Source organism: Blautia difficilis (genome assembly GCF_014297245.1).
Classification (GTDB): domain Bacteria; phylum Bacillota; class Clostridia; order Lachnospirales; family Lachnospiraceae; genus Blautia_A; species Blautia_A difficilis.
Genome location: NZ_JACOQG010000008.1, coordinates 48,112 through 65,718, shown reverse-complemented (window position 1 = coordinate 65,718; position 17,607 = coordinate 48,112). Strand labels below are relative to the sequence as shown.

The following is a 17,607-nucleotide window of genomic DNA, read 5'->3' as shown; positions in this document are numbered from 1 at the left end:
GGAGGACGTGAATTTATGTTAAGGTACATACCGCCAATTCTCTCGCCTGAGCTTTTGAAGGTTCTGGCTGAAATGGGACATGGAGACAAGCTGGTCATAGGAGATGCTAATTTTGCAGCAGCATCTATGGCCAAAAACAGTATACTGGTACGTTGCGATGGATTAAAAGCCACAGATCTTATGGATGCCATTCTTACGTTGATGCCATTGGATGATTTTGTGGACAAGCCGGTGTTGATTATGGATAAAGAGCCTCGTCATGCTGAGCTTGAATGTCCGGTTTGGGATGAATTTAAACAAATTGTGGCAAAATATGATCCAAGAGGTGAAGAAGCCTGTGGGATGATTTCAAGAAAAGATTTTTACAAAGAAGCAAAAGAGGCATATGCTGTGATCGCAACAACGGAAACTGCATTTTATGCCTGCACAATATTACAAAAAGGATGTCTTTGAATACAACAAAAACGGGCAAAAAACAACATTCATGCAAAACAGCAGTTATCTGTGCAGATAACTGCTGTTTTTTGTGGAAAAAAGATTGAAAAAAACTTAACAATTCAAAAGTTATTAGTCAAAATTACTAATTACTGTTAGTAATTATGCACAAGCTAAATAGGATTTTGTAATTCTTTTACATAAAAAGCAGAATTGAAACATGAAAATTGTTCAAAATATGGTTGACACAATTGTCAAAATGTACTGAAAAACAAAAAAACGAACAAAATGACACATTATCAGGTTTACAAAATTGTTTATATGTGTTAATATAAACTCACAAAAACAAAAACGCTTCGTCAAATTATCCAAAAAAGGAGGAATATCCATGAAGAAAAAAATAATCGCAGCGTTACTTGCAGCAACAATGGTGGCTGCAGCAGTTCCGGTATATGCAGCAGATGATGCAGCGGCTGACACAGCAACAGAAAGCACCACAGAGTCACCGTTAAAAGGTAAAAAGATTGCATACATTATGTATATGTCATCTGCAACAATCTTCCAGATGTGGTCGGATTCATTTACCGCAACAGCAGAGAAGCTTGGAATGGAAGCAAGCACTTTCTTCTGCAATGATAATGCGGATACATGGAAGAGTACAATTGAACAGTGCGCGCAGGGTGGTTATGATGGATTGATGGTTTCCCATGGTGGTCAGGAATACGCATATGATTTCCTGTCAGGAATCCTGGAACAGTATCCGGATCTGAAGATCGTTACATTCGATACACCATTTAAAGATGCAAATGGTGAGACAGCCAAGATTGATGGTGTTACACAGTTCTTCCAGCAGGATGCAGGATTTGCAGAATCTCTGGTTCAGGCTATCCTTGATATGTATCCTGACAAAACAGAGGCAGGCGAGCCTGTAAATATTCTTCAGGTTCAGCAGGGTGCCGGATATAACAGCCCATTTGACCGTCGTCAGGTAGGTTATGAACCATTTGAAAAAGATGGAAAGATTAAAACAGTTGAGAGAATCGCACCGATTGATGATCAGAATGCTACTTCATCTATGCGTGATGTAACTGCTGCTACTTTACAGAAATATGGCGAAGGCGATATTGATGGTATCTGGTGTTGCTATGATGCATATGCACAGGGTGTATACCAGGCTCTTCGTGAAGCTGATTCCGATATCCCAATGGTATCCGTAGATATCTGTAATGAAGATATTCAGTTCATGCAGGAAGGTAAAAACTGGAAAGCCTGCGCTACTACAAACTGGACATCCAATGGAGAATTTGCATGCCGTGTATTAGCACTTGAAATGGCAGATCAGTATGAGGATATTGAAGCGGCTTCCTGCTATTATGCAGATCCGGGAGCTTGGATGGAAATTCCTTCAGTTATTGTTACCCAGGAAATGGTTACTTCTAAGGACGGCATAAATATTGAAAACCTGGCAGAAGTTGCTGGAGAAGATTATTCCGATACTTCTTGGATGCCTACCTGCGATTGGATGGTAGAAGCGCTTGGACACTGATCCTTTTGCAAGGCGGTACTTATTAGTGAAAATATCTAAGTAAAGTGAGGCGTCGGGGTTCAAGGCTCCGGCGCCACTTTTTCCGTACTGGATTATCTGCGACGGAAAAGAATTACGGAAAAGAGGGAATATATGGATAAAATCACACTTGGAACACGAAATGTTTCCATAGAATTTCCTGGTGTAAAAGCGCTGTCAAATGTTGATTTTGAGATTCATACAGGTATGATCCACGCGGTTATGGGAGCAAATGGAGCTGGAAAATCAACATTGATGAAAGTTCTGGCAGGTTCAAATCCTGATTACACAGGAGATGTTTTATATAATGGAAATGTGGTGGAATTGAGAAATCCGGCTGCCGCGAAGAAACTTGGCATCCAGATTGTATATCAGGAAGTTGATATGGCGTTGGTTCCCACATTATCAGTTGCTGAGAATGTAATGTTTAATGATATGGTCATGAACATGGGACATAAACAATTTGTCAACTACGGAAAAATAAGAAAAGATGCAAAAGAGGCTTTGGCCCGCCTTAATATTGACATTGATGTGCGTAGATGGTGCGGCACATTAACGCTGGCGCAAAAGCAGATGGTCCTGATAGCACGTGCGGTTCAGAATTCATGTAATTTCCTGATCCTGGATGAGCCTACAGCACCATTATCAGATACGGAAACAGAGGAACTGTTCCGTGTTGTAAGACATTTGAGAGAAACAGAAAACATTGCGATTATCTTTATTACACATCGTATCCAGGAGGTCCTTCAGATTTGTGACTCCTACACGGTTATGAGAAACGGACAGATCGTGGATACCACTCCTATCACATCACAGACAACTTCAAAAGAAATTGTAGATAAAATGCTGGGACGTTCTTTTGAAGAAAACTTTCCAAAAGAAATCTGTGAGATTGGAGAAAAATCCTTTGTTGTGGAGCATCTGAATGAGCATGAAGGTCGTGTGAAGGATGTTTCCATGTATGTAAGAAAAGGAGAGATTGTTGGACTTGCAGGCCTGGTGGGGGCAGGTAAAACAGAATTGTGTAAAACAATCTTCGGTGTATATCGCAAATCAGGGGGTACCATTACTCTGAATGGTAAAGAACTAAAGATCAAAAATCCGTCTGATGCAGTAAAGAACCGAATTGCCCTGGTGCCGGAAGAAAGGCGTAAGGAGGGAGTGCTTGTTGCAGAAACTGTAACCTTTAACATTTCGGCAGCATGTCTTGGAGATTTCTGCACCCTGTCTTTTGTAAATGACCGCAAGACGGCTCAAAAGGCGAAAGAGTATGTGCAGAGTCTTAGCATTAAGACCCCTTCGGTAAAACAGAGGGTTGCATATCTTTCAGGAGGAAATCAGCAGAAGGTTGCAGTTGCCAAATGGCTGGCTGCAGACTGTGATGTATATATATTTGATGAACCGACAAAAGGTGTAGACGTTGGTGCCAAGCAGGAAATTTTCCATCTGATCAATCAGATCGCAAAGGAAGGCAACTGTGTCATCTATGCTACATGTGAAAATTCAGAGCTGCTGTCAATTACTGACCGTATGTATGTTATGTTTGACGGAAAGATTATGGCAGAGCTGGAAACTGCAAAAACTACCGAAGACGAGATTATGCATTATGCAACTGGTTCAGAGGAGAAATTTGCAGGCTGATATCAGAAATGATACCAGGCATCAATGTATTGGGAGGAAAATAATATGGTTCAGAATTCAAAGATGAAAACGATTGGAAAAGGATTGCTGAGCTGGGCAGCGGTAATTGTGCTTGTGGTTTCAGTTATTATCTTTACAACAATTAAGGGCACGGCATTTTTTTCAGTGAATAACCTGATGAATATTCTCCGTGCCATGTCAGTAGTTACAATTTTTGCTCTTGCAGCAACTGTATCTATGGCGCCGGATGGATTTGATATGTCAGCTGGTACACTGGGTACCTTCAGTGCCTATGTTTTTGCAGCACTGTTTTTGTGGTTTGGCGCACCTTTATGGCTGGCTATTGTTCTTACTATTGTGTTTACAATGGTAATGTATCTGTTGACAATGTTCTTAATACTGGTATGTAAGATTCCGGACATGCTGGCAACCTGTGCACTGCAGTTCGTACATGCAGGACTTGGTCTTGCGTTTACAGGCGGAAGTGCTGTATCTGCCGGCCTGAGTGCACCGAAATGGTTCGGAGCATTACATGGCGGAGATAATTCTCCACTCCGAAAAGGATGGACTACCGCTTCTATGAATATCGGAAAATCTCCATATATCATTATTATTATGATTCTTTGTGTAGTTGTATGCTGGGTACTTCTGGAGAGAACAAAACATGGCCGCTACTTATATGCTATGGGCGGAAATAAAACAGCGGCAAAGCTTTCCGGTATCAATGTTAAGAAATACAGATTTATGGCAGGTATGTTCGCGGCAGTATTTATTGCAGTTGCAGGTATCGTTGTTACTTCCCGTAACTCAGCAGCTCAGATCAACAGCTGTGACAGCTATCTGATGAGCTCACTGGCAGCAGTATTTATCGGACGTTCCGTAGGTGGAGCTGAAAGACCAAATGCTCTGGGAACAGTTGTAGGTGCTCTCCTTATTTCTACACTGGAAAACGGACTTACAATGTGCGGCGTTGTATACTACGTACTTCCGGCAGTTAAGGGTGCAGTTCTCTGCCTGGCACTGGTTGCAGCATATATCACTGTAAAAGAAGATTAATAGTTTATAACAGATAATGGGATAAATAATGGAGGAAAAGATCATGTCAAAATTTGATTCTTATTTTCTTATGAAAACGGACGATGCAATTGAATATGCAAAAGTTAAGGTTCCTCAGATAAGCTGGGATGTGGACAGCATGGAATGCAAGGAAATCGGAGATGGAAATCTTAACTATGTATTTAAAGTAACAGATGGAAAAGGACACAGCGTGATTATCAAACAGGCAGGGATGGAAGCCCGTATTTCCTCTGATATGAAGCTGGATACTGACAGAAACAGAATTGAATCAGAGATTCTTGTTCTTGAAGGAAAACTTGCACCTGGATATGTACCGGAGATTTATTTCTATGATACAGTTATGAGTGCCTGCGGTATGGAAGATCTCAGCGATCATGAGATTATGCGTACAGCAATGTTGGAACATAAGATTTTCCCGAAATTTGCAGACCAGATTTCTACTTTTATGGCACAGGTTCTGATGGGAACTACAGATGTTGTGATGGACCATCAGGAGAAAAAAGAACTACAGCGTAAATTTATTAATCCAGAATTATGCGATATTACAGAAGCACTGGTGTATACAGAACCATATAATGATGAGCTGAAACGTAATCATGTATTTCCTCCTATTGCTGAGTTTGTAAAAGAAACTCTTTATGATGACCAGGAGCTTCACTGTGAAGTGGCAAAACTGAAAATGGATTTTATGACAAGGGCACAGTCACTGATCCATGGAGATTTACATACAGGTTCTGTATTTATTAATGAAGAAAGCACAAAGGTATTTGACCCTGAGTTCTGCTTCTACGGACCTATGGGATATGATATTGGTAATGTGATCGCGAATATGATCTTTGCATGGGCCAATGGGGATGCTGCCGGTGCAGAAGAATTCTGCAATTGGGTAGAGAGTGTTCTGGTAGATGTTGTTAATATGACAAAAGAAAAAATGGAAAAATACTATGAAGAACATGTGACAGACACCATGTGCAAGAATGAACTGTACAGGAAGTATTATATGGCTACCATCATTGAAGATACTTCTGCTGTAACAGGACTGGAGCTGATCCGCCGTATTGTTGGTATGGCAAATGTAAAGGATATTACCAGTATTGAAGATGAAGCAAAACGGGCACGTGCAGAGAAAATCTGTATTACCGCAGCAGTTGACTTTATTAAAAACAGAGGCGATAAAAAGTGTGGCAAATGCTTCCTTGGTACTCTGAAGGATGCGATTGCAAAGGTTGATGCATAAAAAATATTTGATAAAGGAGACGGATGTTATGGAAAATGCACTTAATCTGGATACCGTGAAACTTGCGGAAAACAAAAAAGAAATTGTAATCCTGGATCAGACACTGCTTCCGAACGAGTGTAAATACCTCAGCATTTCCAAGGCAGGGGATATCTGGGAAGCTATTTATTCATTGAGAGTAAGAGGAGCACCTGCTATTGGTGTTACAGGAGCATATGCATATTATGTTCTGGCTGATCAGATCGAAACAGAGGATAAAGATAAATTTGTAAAAGAATGTACTGAGATGATGGAATACATCAATTCATCCAGACCTACAGCTGTAAATCTTTCCTGGGCTCTCAATCGTATGCATGATGTAATGCTTACAGAGAAAGATCATATGAATATTCCAGACCTGAAGGTACGCCTGATGAAGGAAGCAGATGCAATCAGAGAAGAGGATATCCAGATTAGCCGAAATATCGGTACTTATGGTTTTGAGCTTCTTGAGAAACTGGGAAAAGGCGTGGGCATTATGACTCACTGTAATGCAGGTACATTGGCTACAGCGAAATATGGAACAGCCTTGGCTCCAATGTATATTGCCCTGGAACATGGATGGGATCCGAAGAAAGATCTTCATGTTTACTGTGATGAAACCCGTCCGCTTTTACAGGGAGCCAGGTTAAGCGCTTATGAAATGCAGGCTGCAGGCATTGACACATATGTACAGTGCGATAATATGGCATCCTATACGATGAAGGGTGGAAAAGTAGGAATTATTTTTGTTGGTTGTGACCGTGTGGCCGCCAATGGAGATTTTGCAAATAAGATTGGTACCAGCGGTGTTGCCATCATTGCAAAACATTATGGAGTTCCGTTTTATGTATGTGCACCATCCTCTACCATTGATATGACTCTGGAGTCCGGAGACGAAATTCATATTGAACAGCGAAAGGCAGAGGAAGTTACAGAAATGTGGTATAAGGAACGTATGGCTCCTGAGGGGGTAGGTGTTGTAAACCCTGCCTTTGATGTAACAGACCACAGTTTGGTTACTGGTATTATCACAGAAAAAGGTATTGCATATGAACCGTTTAAAGAATCCTTTGAGAAGATGGGTATCAAACCGGTTGAGAAATATGTAGATAAAAAATAAACGTATTATGAAAGGGGGCGGAAAGTATTCCGCTCCTCTTTTTAACCAAATTAAGTAAGTCCCCCGCTTATTGCTCTTCGCAATTGAAGCAGGGGACTTACTTGTATCAGGTCAGTAATAACGGATATTGTGTTTGTCCAGATATTGTTTCCACTCAGGAGAAAATTCGGTATCCATAATAATACCGTTCAGATCTGCAAGAGGGGCAACGCTGGAGAAGGAAATATTATCCAGTTTGGAGTGATCGACCACAAGATATTTCTGTTTGGCGTGGGAAAGGGCCAGCTGATGAAGGACTGCAGAATTGTCACTGGTATCGGTGATCCCGGATTCCATGTTTACGCTTCGGCAGGAAATGAAAGCTTTATCGAAAAAATATTGCCTCAGACTGCGTTGGGCACTGCTGCCCTCGAAGCTTTTTGTTCTCTGGGAATATTCCCCGCCGATGAGAAACAGATGGATGGTCTGGGAGGTGGAAAGGATATTGGCTATTTCAAGTGAATTGGTAACAACCGTAAGTTTCCTGTTTGATATTTTGTTGGCAATAAACCAGGCTGTGGTAGAGTTGTCCAGATAAATAATTTCTCCTGTCTGGATCAGTGCATCACATTTTAAAGCAATGGCCTTCTTTTCCTCGATTTTTAAAACCTGTCTGGTGGAAATGTCCAGATCATTCTGGACACCGTCCAGAATATAGGCTCCTCCGTGGGTGCGGATCAGCTCATGCTCTTTTTCCATGGCACGCAGATCACGTCGGATGGTTTCGCGGGTTACGTTCATACGCACTGCCAGATCTGCGATAGTCACACTTTTGTTTTCCTGTAAAAGCTCTTTGATAAGGTTTTGACGTGAAATTGCAAGCAAAAAAATTCCTCCTTTCTTTTGGAAAAATAAGACAGCCTCAATCCTTGTTACGGGACTGCGGCTGTCTTTGAAAATTATTCACATATGTATTTACTTAATCCTAAGATTTTGTAATAACCAGCCACAGCTCCCTGATCTTCAACTCCTGCACATTGTGCGGCATGAACAGCAGCTTTTCCGAAGACCGGCACCATGTCTTTGGTGGCATCGACTCCCGCTTTGGCAGCAGCTAATGCCTGGGTGATAACATCCTGTAAAGAGCAGCCTTCTTTTGCAGCTTTTTCCGCAGCCTGTGCTGCGGGGAGAATGGAATCGTAGATCGTGCGCTGACCTGGCTCACATTTGCCTCGTTTCTGTACACCGGCTGCAAATCCTGTAAGATAAGCGGCAAGGCCAGAAGCATCTATTTCGGTTTTTCCCTTTAATGCTTTTCCACCTTCCATAATGCCGGTTGACATAAGAAATCCCATTGTGGAAGGAACCAAAGATGACATCTTCATACCGGATTTCATCAGAAGCTTACCAATATCTCCGGCAGCGCCTTCTGCTTCTGCGCGCATGATATCCGGAAGTGAACCATAGCCTTTACTCATGGTAAGTCCCAGATCCCCATCACCAAGACGAGCATCCATTTCACATAATTCTTCTTTTTTCTCTATAAACAGATTTCCTACACTGGTAAATAAGTCGGGAATCTGTTCGAAAAGGATTTTGTCCATTTTTGTTCCCCCTTATATTTATTATTTCTGACAGATAAATGGAGTTTTTACAGGGTGATCCATATATTTCTTCATTTCATCATTCATTTTACAGATGGAGATAGAAGCGCCTGCCATTTCCATGGAAGTAGCGTACTCACCTACGATTGTTTTGTAGATTTTAATTCCTTTGGAATGAAGAATCTCTGTAACATCATTAGATAAAATGTATAATTCTTCAATGGAAGTAGCTCCCAGCCCGTTTATTAATATGGAAACTTCATCGCCCTCTTTCAATGGCATATCGCCAAGAAGAGTGTTGAGGGATTCTTCTGCGATTTCACGGGAAGTTTTTAAAGGTCCGTTCCATACACCTGGTTCGCCGTGGATTCCCATACCCATAGCCATTTCGTTTTCTTTTAATTCAAAGTTGGCATGACCTACTTCTGGAATGATGCATGGTGTTAAAGCAAAACCTACAGTTCGGGTATTATCCTTGGCCAGCTGTGCGGCTGCAAGAACTTCATCCAGTGTGCCGCCCTCGTCAGCGCGTGCGCCTGCGGCTTTGAACATAAAATAGATTCCTGCTACGCCGCGTCGTGTGGCAGGATCTTTGTGAGAATTCACATCATCTGCACCAACGATGCTTTTACATTCAATATCGTCCATATCGCAGAGATCAGTGGCCATATCAAAGGTCATAATATCTCCTGTATAGTTTCCGTACAGATACAATACACCTGCACCGGCTTCTACTTCTTTGGCAATGTTATAGATCTGCTCTGGGGAAGGAGACTGAAAAACGCCGCCTACGCCACAGCCATCGATCAATCCATCGCCTACATAACCCAGGAACAGAGGAAGATGACCAGAACCTCCGCCTGTGATGATTGCTACCTTACCGTCTTTTTTTTCTGCTCTGCAGTAGCAGCGCAGATCATCAGCAGCATATTTGACTTCATCTGAGTGGGCTGCATAGATACCCTTGAGCATGTCATCTACATAATTCTCCGGTGCATTGATGATTTTTTTCATAAGATACCTCCTTGTTCTTTGAAATGTGATTGGATAAAAATTGATAATAAAATTGATTCTAAGCCCCAAAATATTGGATTTTGTAACTATAATTTTAATTCTTATCTGTTGTTTTGTCAATTAAAATGTACTGAAATGTGGTATTATTTTTGAAAAAAATATAAAAAATAACCAAAAAGCAACATAAAAGGAAATGCAGGGAGATTTTGTTGTCAGATTATCCAAGATAATCGTGGACGATTCTAATTGAAATATATATTTTTGTCTGCTAGAATAAATATGGTGGCAAAAGAGAAGATTCATATAAAAGTCTGTTTTCTAAAAATCCGATTTGAATCAGGGATTTCTTCTGTTACAAAAGAAAATGTCACTCAGACATTTGCCATAGCTTCTGTTGAATAAAATCAGAGGAAGTACATAAAAAGGGGGAAGCGAAAAAACTCAATCGAGCTTTTTTACATCCTCCCTTTTTTAGTGCAATGGGACAGATTCAGGTCTGGAGGGAAAATATCTGTCGTGATTTTATCTTCGTTTGTATTTTCCGGGGGTAGTTCCCTTATATTTCTTAAATGTCCGGATAAAATAACTGAGATCATTAAATCCATTTCTATAGGCAATCTCAGTGATGGAATCATCGGTGGCTGCCAGCTGGTAACAAGCTTCCTCGATCCGTTGCCGATTTAGATAATCCATTGGTGTCTGATGAGTCATTTCCGAAAAGAACCGGCAGAAGTATTTGGGAGACATGGATACAGAGGCAGAAAGTTGCTGCAGAGTCAGAGGGTTGGTATAATTCTTTTCAATGAATTCCAGCACCTGTTTTAGCTGCAGGATACGTTTGTAATCTTTGCGGTTTTGTGTGGGATTGTCCAGACAGTAATGATTACTAAAAATAAGACCAAAAAAGTGGTAAAATTGTCCAAATACAATCAGCTCATAACCGGTTCTTTTCTCACTGATCGCGCGAAAAAGAGAGGAGATGCAGGAAAGAATCTCCGGTTGTTCTTCTGTAAAATGAGGAAAAATCATCATTTCCTGGTGAAGGATCATCTGTATATATTCTGCACAGGCAGAATTGATTTTCAGAAAAGTATTCATATCAAAAACAATACACTGGTAAACACAGTCTTCCGGAATTCCGGAATGGAGAATTCCACTATGTATAAAAATAACATCATTTTCATTTGCAACAAAACTTTTTTCGTCTAAAGTGACAGTGAGTTTCCCTTTGAGGATCCGTATGATCTCATATTCTACATGCCAGTGATAAGACATGACATATCTGGGATGGGTATGGTCAATGTGATGAAACTCAAAAGGGAAGGAATAGGTTCCTCTTGGCCGGTCCTCATTACGTCCTAAATCATGCAAAAAAATCTCCTCCTTACAGAAATTTACAGAAATTTTATAATCATTACAGAAAAAGTGAATATTGTACTATTTTTTGCTATTATAACACAAGTAAATTATGGAATGCAAATGTATAATAGTAACAGAAACAGTCAGGAAAAACCATGATTTTTAAAAGTACTGTGTTTTCCTGATAAATAGGGGTAAAGACACAAAATAAATTCAGGAGGTAATTTTATTATGGCAAAGAGCAGATTAATTGGCAGCTATCCGGTAATCGGAATCAGACCTACTATCGATGGTCGTAGAGGAGCATTGGATGTTCGTGGATCTCTGGAAGATCAGACAATGAACATGGCAAAATCAGCTGCCAAATTATTCGAAGAGAATTTAAGATATTCCAATGGTGAACCTGTTAAGGTTGTAATCGCTGATACAACCATCGGACGTGTTGGTGAGAGTGCTGCATGTGCAGATAAATTCCGCAGAGAAGGCGTTGATATCACTCTTACAGTTACACCATGCTGGTGCTACGGTGCTGAGACAATGGATATGGATCCACAGACAATCAAAGCTGTATGGGGATTCAACGGAACAGAAAGACCTGGTGCTGTATACCTTGCATCTGTACTTGCAACACATGCACAGAAAGGACTTCCGGCATTCGGTATCTATGGACATGATGTTCAGGAAGCTGATGACACATCTATTCCGGAAGATGTTAAAGAAAAACTGTTAAGATTCGGACGCGCAGCAGTTGCAGCTGCATCCATGAGAGGAAAATCCTATCTGCAGATCGGTTCTGTAACAATGGGTATCGGCGGATCTATCATTGATTCCGATTTCATCGAATCTTATCTTGGAATGAGAGTTGAGTCTGTTGATGAGGTAGAAATCATCCGTCGTATGACAGAAGGCATCTATGATCACGCAGAATTTGAGAAAGCTCTGAAATGGGCAAAAGAAACCTGCAAGATCGGATGGGACAAGAACCCTGAAGAACTTCAGTTCTCAGCTGAGAAGAAAGAAGAGCAGTTCGAGTTTGTTGTTAAAATGGCAGTTATCATCAAAGAGCTGATGAACGGCTGTGACAACCTTGATCCTGCATTCTCTGAAGAAGCAATCGGACACAATGCTCTGGCAGCTGGTTTCCAGGGACAGAGACAGTGGACAGACTTCTATCCGAACGGTGACTTTGCAGAAGCTATGCTGAATACTTCCTTTGACTGGAACGGAGCACGTGAGCCATACATCCTGGCTACAGAGAACGATGTTCTGAACGGACTTGGAATGATGTTCATGAAACTTCTGACAAACAGAGCACAGATCTTCGCTGATGTTCGTACATACTGGAGCCCGGAGGCTGTTAAGAAAGCTACAGGATATGACCTTGAAGGCGTAGCGAAAGAAGCTGGCGGATTCCTTCACTTGATCAACTCTGGTGCTGCCTGCCTTGATGCTAACGGAGAAGCTAAAGATGAAAACGGCAATGCTGTTATGAAACAGTGGTGGGATATTACAGAAGAAGATCAGAAAGCAATCATGGATAACACAGAATGGTGTATGGCTGACAACGGATACTTCCGTGGAGGCGGATACTCCAGCCGTTATGAAACAAAAGCTCAGATGCCTGCAACTATGATCCGTCTGAACCTTGTGAAAGGACTTGGACCGGTTCTGCAGATTGCTGAAGGATGGACAGTAGCTCTTCCGGCAGAAGTATCTGACAAACTCTGGAAACGTACAGACTACACATGGCCATGTACATGGTTCGCTCCAAGATGCGATGGTAAAGAGGGACCGTTCAAGACAGCTTATGATGTAATGAACAACTGGGGAGCTAACCACGGTGCAATCTCCTACGGACACATCGGTGCAGATCTTATCACAATGTGCTCTATGCTGAGAATCCCGGTATCTATGCACAATGTTCCTGAGAAAGATATCTATCGCCCGGCAGCATGGAATGCATTCGGCATGGACAAAGAAGGCGCAGACTTCAGAGCATGCAAGAACTACGGACCACTTTATAAATAATAAGGTAAAACAATTATAATTAATAAGTAAATAACATGATAAAACCTCAATACCCGTCTCTCCTTTTTCGGAGAGGCGGGTATTTACGTTACTGTTTACATTTTCCTGATAAATAGATATAATAAAATTCAATACATAAAGATATCATAAAGTGTTTGAATGCAGATCGCGAAGCGACTGCGTTCATGAGCAAGTAGTGAAGCGGATTGCGAATGTCCGCTTTACTTTATATTACTTTATCAGAAAAGGAGGAACGGATTTGAAGAAAAGAAGAGCTGCCGGAAAGCGGACTTTTTCTCTGCTCCTTGCGCTTGCTGTGACAATATCTTCTGTGCCTGTTTCTGCAGGTGAGTTGTTTGTTTCCGGTGCAGAAGAGGTGCAGCTGCCCATAGAGAATGAAGAGGACGCGTTTGATGTCCCCATAGCAGAGGATGAATTTAATATCACAGAGGAAACCTTTACTGCAGATGACAGTGAAGATAAATTTCAGGATGCAGAAGAGGATGTAACTGGAGAGACTGATGAAATCCGGTATATCAAAGGGCGGCCTCTCACAGAGGAAGAGAGGGAGGAACAGCTTGATCCGATCAGAAGCCTGACAGAACTGGATCCCGGTCCTCAGGTAGACAGTGACTTAAGCTCTGTACCTGCAGCATATGGCATGAGATCATCAGCTTTTCCGTCGTTTTATGATTCCAGAAAGTATGGCTATATTACATCAGTAAAAAATCAGCACCCTTTTGGAACCTGTTGGGCTTTTGGCATGGCTTCTCTTCTGGAGTCTTCTCTGCTGGCCCAGGGAAAGGGAAACTATGATCTGTCAGAAGAACATTTATCCTATTTTTTTTCCAACAGACAGAATGATCCCTTGGGAAATACTCCCTATGACCAGAATGGGGTAGCCGGAGATTATCATAAAATTGGGGGAAATGATTATCTGGCAGCATTATTTCTTTCTACCTGGTCCGGAATGACCACAGAGGAGGATGTGCCGCTGCCTACAGATGATACCCATACCCAGGATCTGTCAGAGGTCATCCCGGATATGAAAGCATATAACAGTGTGGTACATCTGAAAAATGCCAGCTTTTCTGACTATTCTCAGGAGAGAATGAAGGAAATGATCACCCGGGACCAGGCAGTGTCTATTATGTTTGATATGTCTACCTCCTATTACAATCCGGATACAGGAGCTTATTGTTATCCTGTCAGAGATAATCCTGTCAGATACATTAATCATATTGTAACTGTAGTTGGCTGGGATGACAATTATTCCAAGGCGAATTTTAAGACTTCCTCCAAGGTTACACAGGATGGTGCCTGGATCGTCAAAAACAGCTGGGGCACGGATTGGGGAGAGGATGGTTATTTTTATCTCTCTTACCAGGATCAGAACATTAGTAATCTGGTTACTGCAGAGGCGGTTACTGTAAATGATGAAAAATATCCCAATAATTATTTCTACGATGGCTCTTCTGCAATTTCCAAGGCCGGTATTAAGACCGGGCAGTCTGTAGCAGCTGTTTTTGAAGCCAAAGCAGCTCCGGAGAAAGATGAGGCACTGGGGGAAGTTAATGTAGTGACCATGAGTGATGATGCGGTTTATCGGATTCAGGTGTATACTAATCTGGCAGATCCTTCAGATCCTTTCAGTGGAACTCCTGCATATTCTGCTCCGGTTACTTATACTCAGGATTTTGCAGGTGTGCAGACGGTGGAGGTTCCGGAAGTAGTTCTTATGCCAGGTTCTTCCTATGCAGTAGTATTGACAAATGCCGGTTCCAAAACAATTCAGTTTGGTGTGGAGAACAGTACCCGGTATAAGAATACCAATGGCTCTGTATGGTTTACCTCTACAGCCGGAGTGGCAGAGAACCAGACCTTTTTCAAGGGGGCATCTGCCAGCGCTGAGTGGAAGGATGTGGCATCTTCAGGCTATAGCTTTAGGATCAAGGCACATACCAGAACTCTGAATACCAAAAGTACGCTGGATACCCCGGCATTTACTGCAAAGGCAAACAATAATGGATATAATCAGATTACCTGGAAAAAGGTGACCGGTGCCCAGGGGTACAACATCTATCGTCAGGCAGCGTCCGGAGGAAAATGGACAAAGCTGGCAGCAGTAAAAGGAACAGTGCTGAAGTACCAGGATAAAAAGATAACAGCCACTGCTTCTTACCGCTATACAGTGCGGGCATGGTACAAATCCAGCACCAGAACCTATATGAGTGCGTATACTCCGGGAGAGGTTATAAAGGCAGCTCCTGCACTGCAGAAAGTATCTTCTGTAAAAAAAGAGAAAAATGGAATCCGTATTCGCTGGAAGGCGCAGAAAAACTGTGACGGATATCGGATATACAGAAAGAAGAAGGGCGAAAAATACAAATTACTTGCGACAATTTCTAAAGGAACTTCTGCTTCTTATCTGGACAAGAAAGCCCAAAAAGGTGTATTATATTCCTATGCAATAAAAGCATATGTAAAGGAACCCTATGGCAAGGTATACAGCAGGTATACGGGATCATCGTATATAAAGCGCTGAAGGATGAAAATTGAAGGAAATAATCATGAAGAAAAAGATAAGTAAGAAAACACGGAGAACACTTTTGGGGTTTTTGCTATGTATATTTACCATGACAGTATGTGTATGGGCAGATGAGGGTACCAGCCAGAATCCGGATTATGTGACTGATTATTACATGCTTGTGGAGAGCCCGGAGGGAGGAATTGATATCTATTCAGAGGCAGATCCTCAGAGCACAAAGCTGAATGGTGAACTAATCCCTAATGGGATAGCAATCCGAATCCAGGGAGAGAAAACCGGAACAGATAATAAAAAATGGGGATATATCCAGTATCATGGAATGAATGGCTATGTACCTATGGATAACCTGGATCCTGTGTCCCGGTCTGAGGCTGTAAAATCAGAATATAAGGTACTTGGCGGACAGGATGCAGATTTTGATGTAAAGATAAACAGTCAGGATAAAGCTGCTGTACTCTATAACGGACCTGGAGAAAAGTTTGGAGAGGTGTCAGGCACAGGAGAAATTGCAAATGGTACGTCTGTCCATATTTCCCAGTATGTAGAGAGCGAAGATGGCAGCAGTTGGGGAAAGACATCCATAGATGACAAAGAAGGAAGCAGTACAGAAGGATGGCTGAACCTGGATAAGGATACAGATTATAAGTCGGCAGCTTCTGTTGATATGACGACCATACCGGAAGCAGCTTCCGCTGAGAACGGGGCTGTCACACCGGAAGCAACCCCCACTGCAAAGGTAACTCCAACTGCAAAGGTGACTCCAACTGTAAAAGCAACTCCCACAGTAGAAGTAACCCCCACAGCGGAGGCAACTCCTACAGCGGAGGCAACGCCTACTGCAGAAGTAACCCCCACAGCGGAGGCAACTCCTACTGTGGAAGTAACCCCAACTACAGAAGCAACTCCTACTGTGGAAACAACTCCAACTACAGAGGCAACCCCCACAGAAAAGGCAGAGAAAGCATCTTCCGGGAATATAAGCACTTCCCAGGGTGGAAATGTTGCCGGAATCTGCATCAGTATTGCAGGGGCGGTTTTCCTTATCGGATTACTGTTTTACTTCCTGAAAAAGAAAAAATAATGTAACAAAAAAGAACAGTGCACATTGTGTGCAGCTGTTCTTTTTTGTTGGAAGAATGTGTGTATAAATGTGTGTATAATTGAGACAGTTCAGAGGAGAACTCTGATTGTCTGAATTATTGATCATTAAGTAAGAAGTGTTTGTTATTCAGAATTATTTATTGATAACAACACCCTTCTGAAGCATAACATTTGCATACAGAGCTTTCTCGCTGGTGGAGATGATGCAGTATGCTGTCTTAGCCTGCTCGTAGAATTCAAAACGTTCAATATTTCCGATTGCTTTTGCACCGCGGTCATCATGTTTTGTTACGATTTCTTTGTAAGTATCCCAGATTGGTGTTTCTACAGTATCTCCAGGCATAACTTCCATAAGATTTACAGGTTTTTCTACATAAGTATCCAGTGGGAAGAGCTGAAGGATCGCATCCAGGATTTCCGGAACGCCATGTCCGTCGCAGCGGATTGTAATTGCATTTTTGCCCATGGATTCTACAGGAAAGTTACCGTCTGCGATTACAAGACGATCACTGTGTCCCATCTCACATAATACTTTTAATAATTCTGGTGATAAAATTTCAGGAATACCTTTTAACATAATTTTTCCCCTTTCAACAATACATTCATGGTTGCGGTGTTGTTATATGCTGTCTGCATATAATAACACAGTACACGCTTATCACTACTCATCAGTTTACAGGCTTCGGGCAGATTATTCAAGGCAATATTTTCCATAAAATGTTTATTTTTTTATGCTGGTCAGGAGATATAAAGCTTGCCAAAAACCAGCGACATAAAATTGTAAAAATCGTTAAAATATGATATGATATTTTACATATAATAAACTAGTTGGTACACTAGGGAATAGTCATATGCATGACTTATGAATGGCATATGGTA

Annotated in this window: 15 protein-coding genes; 9 read left to right on the top strand and 6 right to left on the bottom strand. The window is 41.7% G+C overall.

The window, feature by feature from the left end; genetic code table 11:
* Positions 1 to 15: 15 nt before the first annotated feature.
* The 6 genes from H8Z82_RS06970 (at position 16) to mtnA (ending at position 7,095) form a co-directional block, all read left to right on the top strand.
* Complete coding sequence (locus H8Z82_RS06970; protein WP_019162701.1) at positions 16 to 453, top strand: RbsD/FucU family protein; 438 nt, start codon at positions 16 to 18, stop codon at positions 451 to 453.
* 370 nt (positions 454 to 823) lie between these two features.
* Positions 824 to 1,981 carry a substrate-binding domain-containing protein gene (locus H8Z82_RS06965; protein WP_019162700.1) on the top strand — a complete coding sequence of 386 codons (1,158 nt, stop codon included), beginning with the start codon at positions 824 to 826 and terminating at the stop codon, positions 1,979 to 1,981.
* Between the two features lie 132 nt (positions 1,982 to 2,113).
* Positions 2,114 to 3,640, top strand: coding sequence for a sugar ABC transporter ATP-binding protein (locus tag H8Z82_RS06960; RefSeq protein WP_019162699.1), 1,527 nt, complete (start codon positions 2,114 to 2,116; stop codon positions 3,638 to 3,640).
* 45 nt (positions 3,641 to 3,685) lie between these two features.
* Positions 3,686 to 4,696, top strand: a complete 1,011-nt coding sequence (locus H8Z82_RS06955; protein WP_186994687.1) for an ABC transporter permease — start codon at positions 3,686 to 3,688, stop codon at positions 4,694 to 4,696.
* A gap of 43 nt (positions 4,697 to 4,739) precedes the next feature.
* The gene (mtnK, locus tag H8Z82_RS06950) at positions 4,740 to 5,954 is read left to right on the top strand and encodes an S-methyl-5-thioribose kinase (RefSeq protein WP_186994686.1); all 1,215 of its coding nucleotides are present in this window, start codon (positions 4,740 to 4,742) and stop codon (positions 5,952 to 5,954) included.
* 28 nt (positions 5,955 to 5,982) lie between these two features.
* Positions 5,983 to 7,095: an S-methyl-5-thioribose-1-phosphate isomerase gene (gene mtnA, locus H8Z82_RS06945; RefSeq protein ID WP_019162696.1), complete on the top strand. Its 1,113-nt coding sequence runs from the start codon at positions 5,983 to 5,985 to the stop codon at positions 7,093 to 7,095.
* Positions 7,096 to 7,206: 111 nt separating this feature from the next.
* Here the strand turns inward: mtnA and H8Z82_RS06940 are convergent, their stop codons facing one another.
* From H8Z82_RS06940 to H8Z82_RS06925, 4 genes are all read right to left on the bottom strand, one after another.
* Positions 7,207 to 7,959 (bottom strand): DeoR/GlpR family DNA-binding transcription regulator, encoded by a 753-nt coding sequence (locus H8Z82_RS06940; RefSeq protein WP_019162695.1) that lies wholly within the window; start codon positions 7,957 to 7,959, stop codon positions 7,207 to 7,209.
* A gap of 74 nt (positions 7,960 to 8,033) precedes the next feature.
* Positions 8,034 to 8,678 (bottom strand): dihydroxyacetone kinase family protein, encoded by a 645-nt coding sequence (locus H8Z82_RS06935; RefSeq protein ID WP_186994685.1) that lies wholly within the window; start codon positions 8,676 to 8,678, stop codon positions 8,034 to 8,036.
* A gap of 21 nt (positions 8,679 to 8,699) precedes the next feature.
* Positions 8,700 to 9,692 carry a dihydroxyacetone kinase subunit DhaK gene (locus H8Z82_RS06930; RefSeq protein WP_019162693.1) on the bottom strand — a complete coding sequence of 331 codons (993 nt, stop codon included), beginning with the start codon at positions 9,690 to 9,692 and terminating at the stop codon, positions 8,700 to 8,702.
* Between the two features lie 522 nt (positions 9,693 to 10,214).
* Positions 10,215 to 11,063 (bottom strand): AraC family transcriptional regulator, encoded by an 849-nt coding sequence (locus tag H8Z82_RS06925; protein ID WP_019162692.1) that lies wholly within the window; start codon positions 11,061 to 11,063, stop codon positions 10,215 to 10,217.
* 219 nt (positions 11,064 to 11,282) lie between these two features.
* Between H8Z82_RS06925 and H8Z82_RS06920 the strand changes: the two genes are divergently transcribed.
* From H8Z82_RS06920 to H8Z82_RS06910, 3 genes are all read left to right on the top strand, one after another.
* Positions 11,283 to 13,079: an L-fucose isomerase gene (locus H8Z82_RS06920; protein ID WP_019162691.1), complete on the top strand. Its 1,797-nt coding sequence runs from the start codon at positions 11,283 to 11,285 to the stop codon at positions 13,077 to 13,079.
* 259 nt (positions 13,080 to 13,338) lie between these two features.
* Complete coding sequence (locus tag H8Z82_RS06915) at positions 13,339 to 15,624, top strand: C1 family peptidase (RefSeq protein WP_186994684.1); 2,286 nt, start codon at positions 13,339 to 13,341, stop codon at positions 15,622 to 15,624.
* A gap of 25 nt (positions 15,625 to 15,649) precedes the next feature.
* Entirely contained in the window at positions 15,650 to 16,708 is a 1,059-nt protein-coding gene (locus H8Z82_RS06910) for a hypothetical protein (RefSeq protein WP_243176414.1), read from the top strand.
* 153 nt (positions 16,709 to 16,861) lie between these two features.
* On the opposite strand, the gene H8Z82_RS06905 is transcribed toward H8Z82_RS06910, so the two are convergent.
* Positions 16,862 to 17,305, bottom strand: coding sequence for an RbsD/FucU family protein (locus tag H8Z82_RS06905; protein WP_186994683.1), 444 nt, complete (start codon positions 17,303 to 17,305; stop codon positions 16,862 to 16,864).
* Entirely contained in the window at positions 17,299 to 17,442 is a 144-nt protein-coding gene (locus tag H8Z82_RS17110) for a hypothetical protein (protein ID WP_207724638.1), read from the bottom strand. The genes H8Z82_RS06905 and H8Z82_RS17110 overlap by 7 nt, the downstream gene beginning before the upstream one ends.
* Between the last annotated feature and the right edge of the window lie 165 nt (positions 17,443 to 17,607).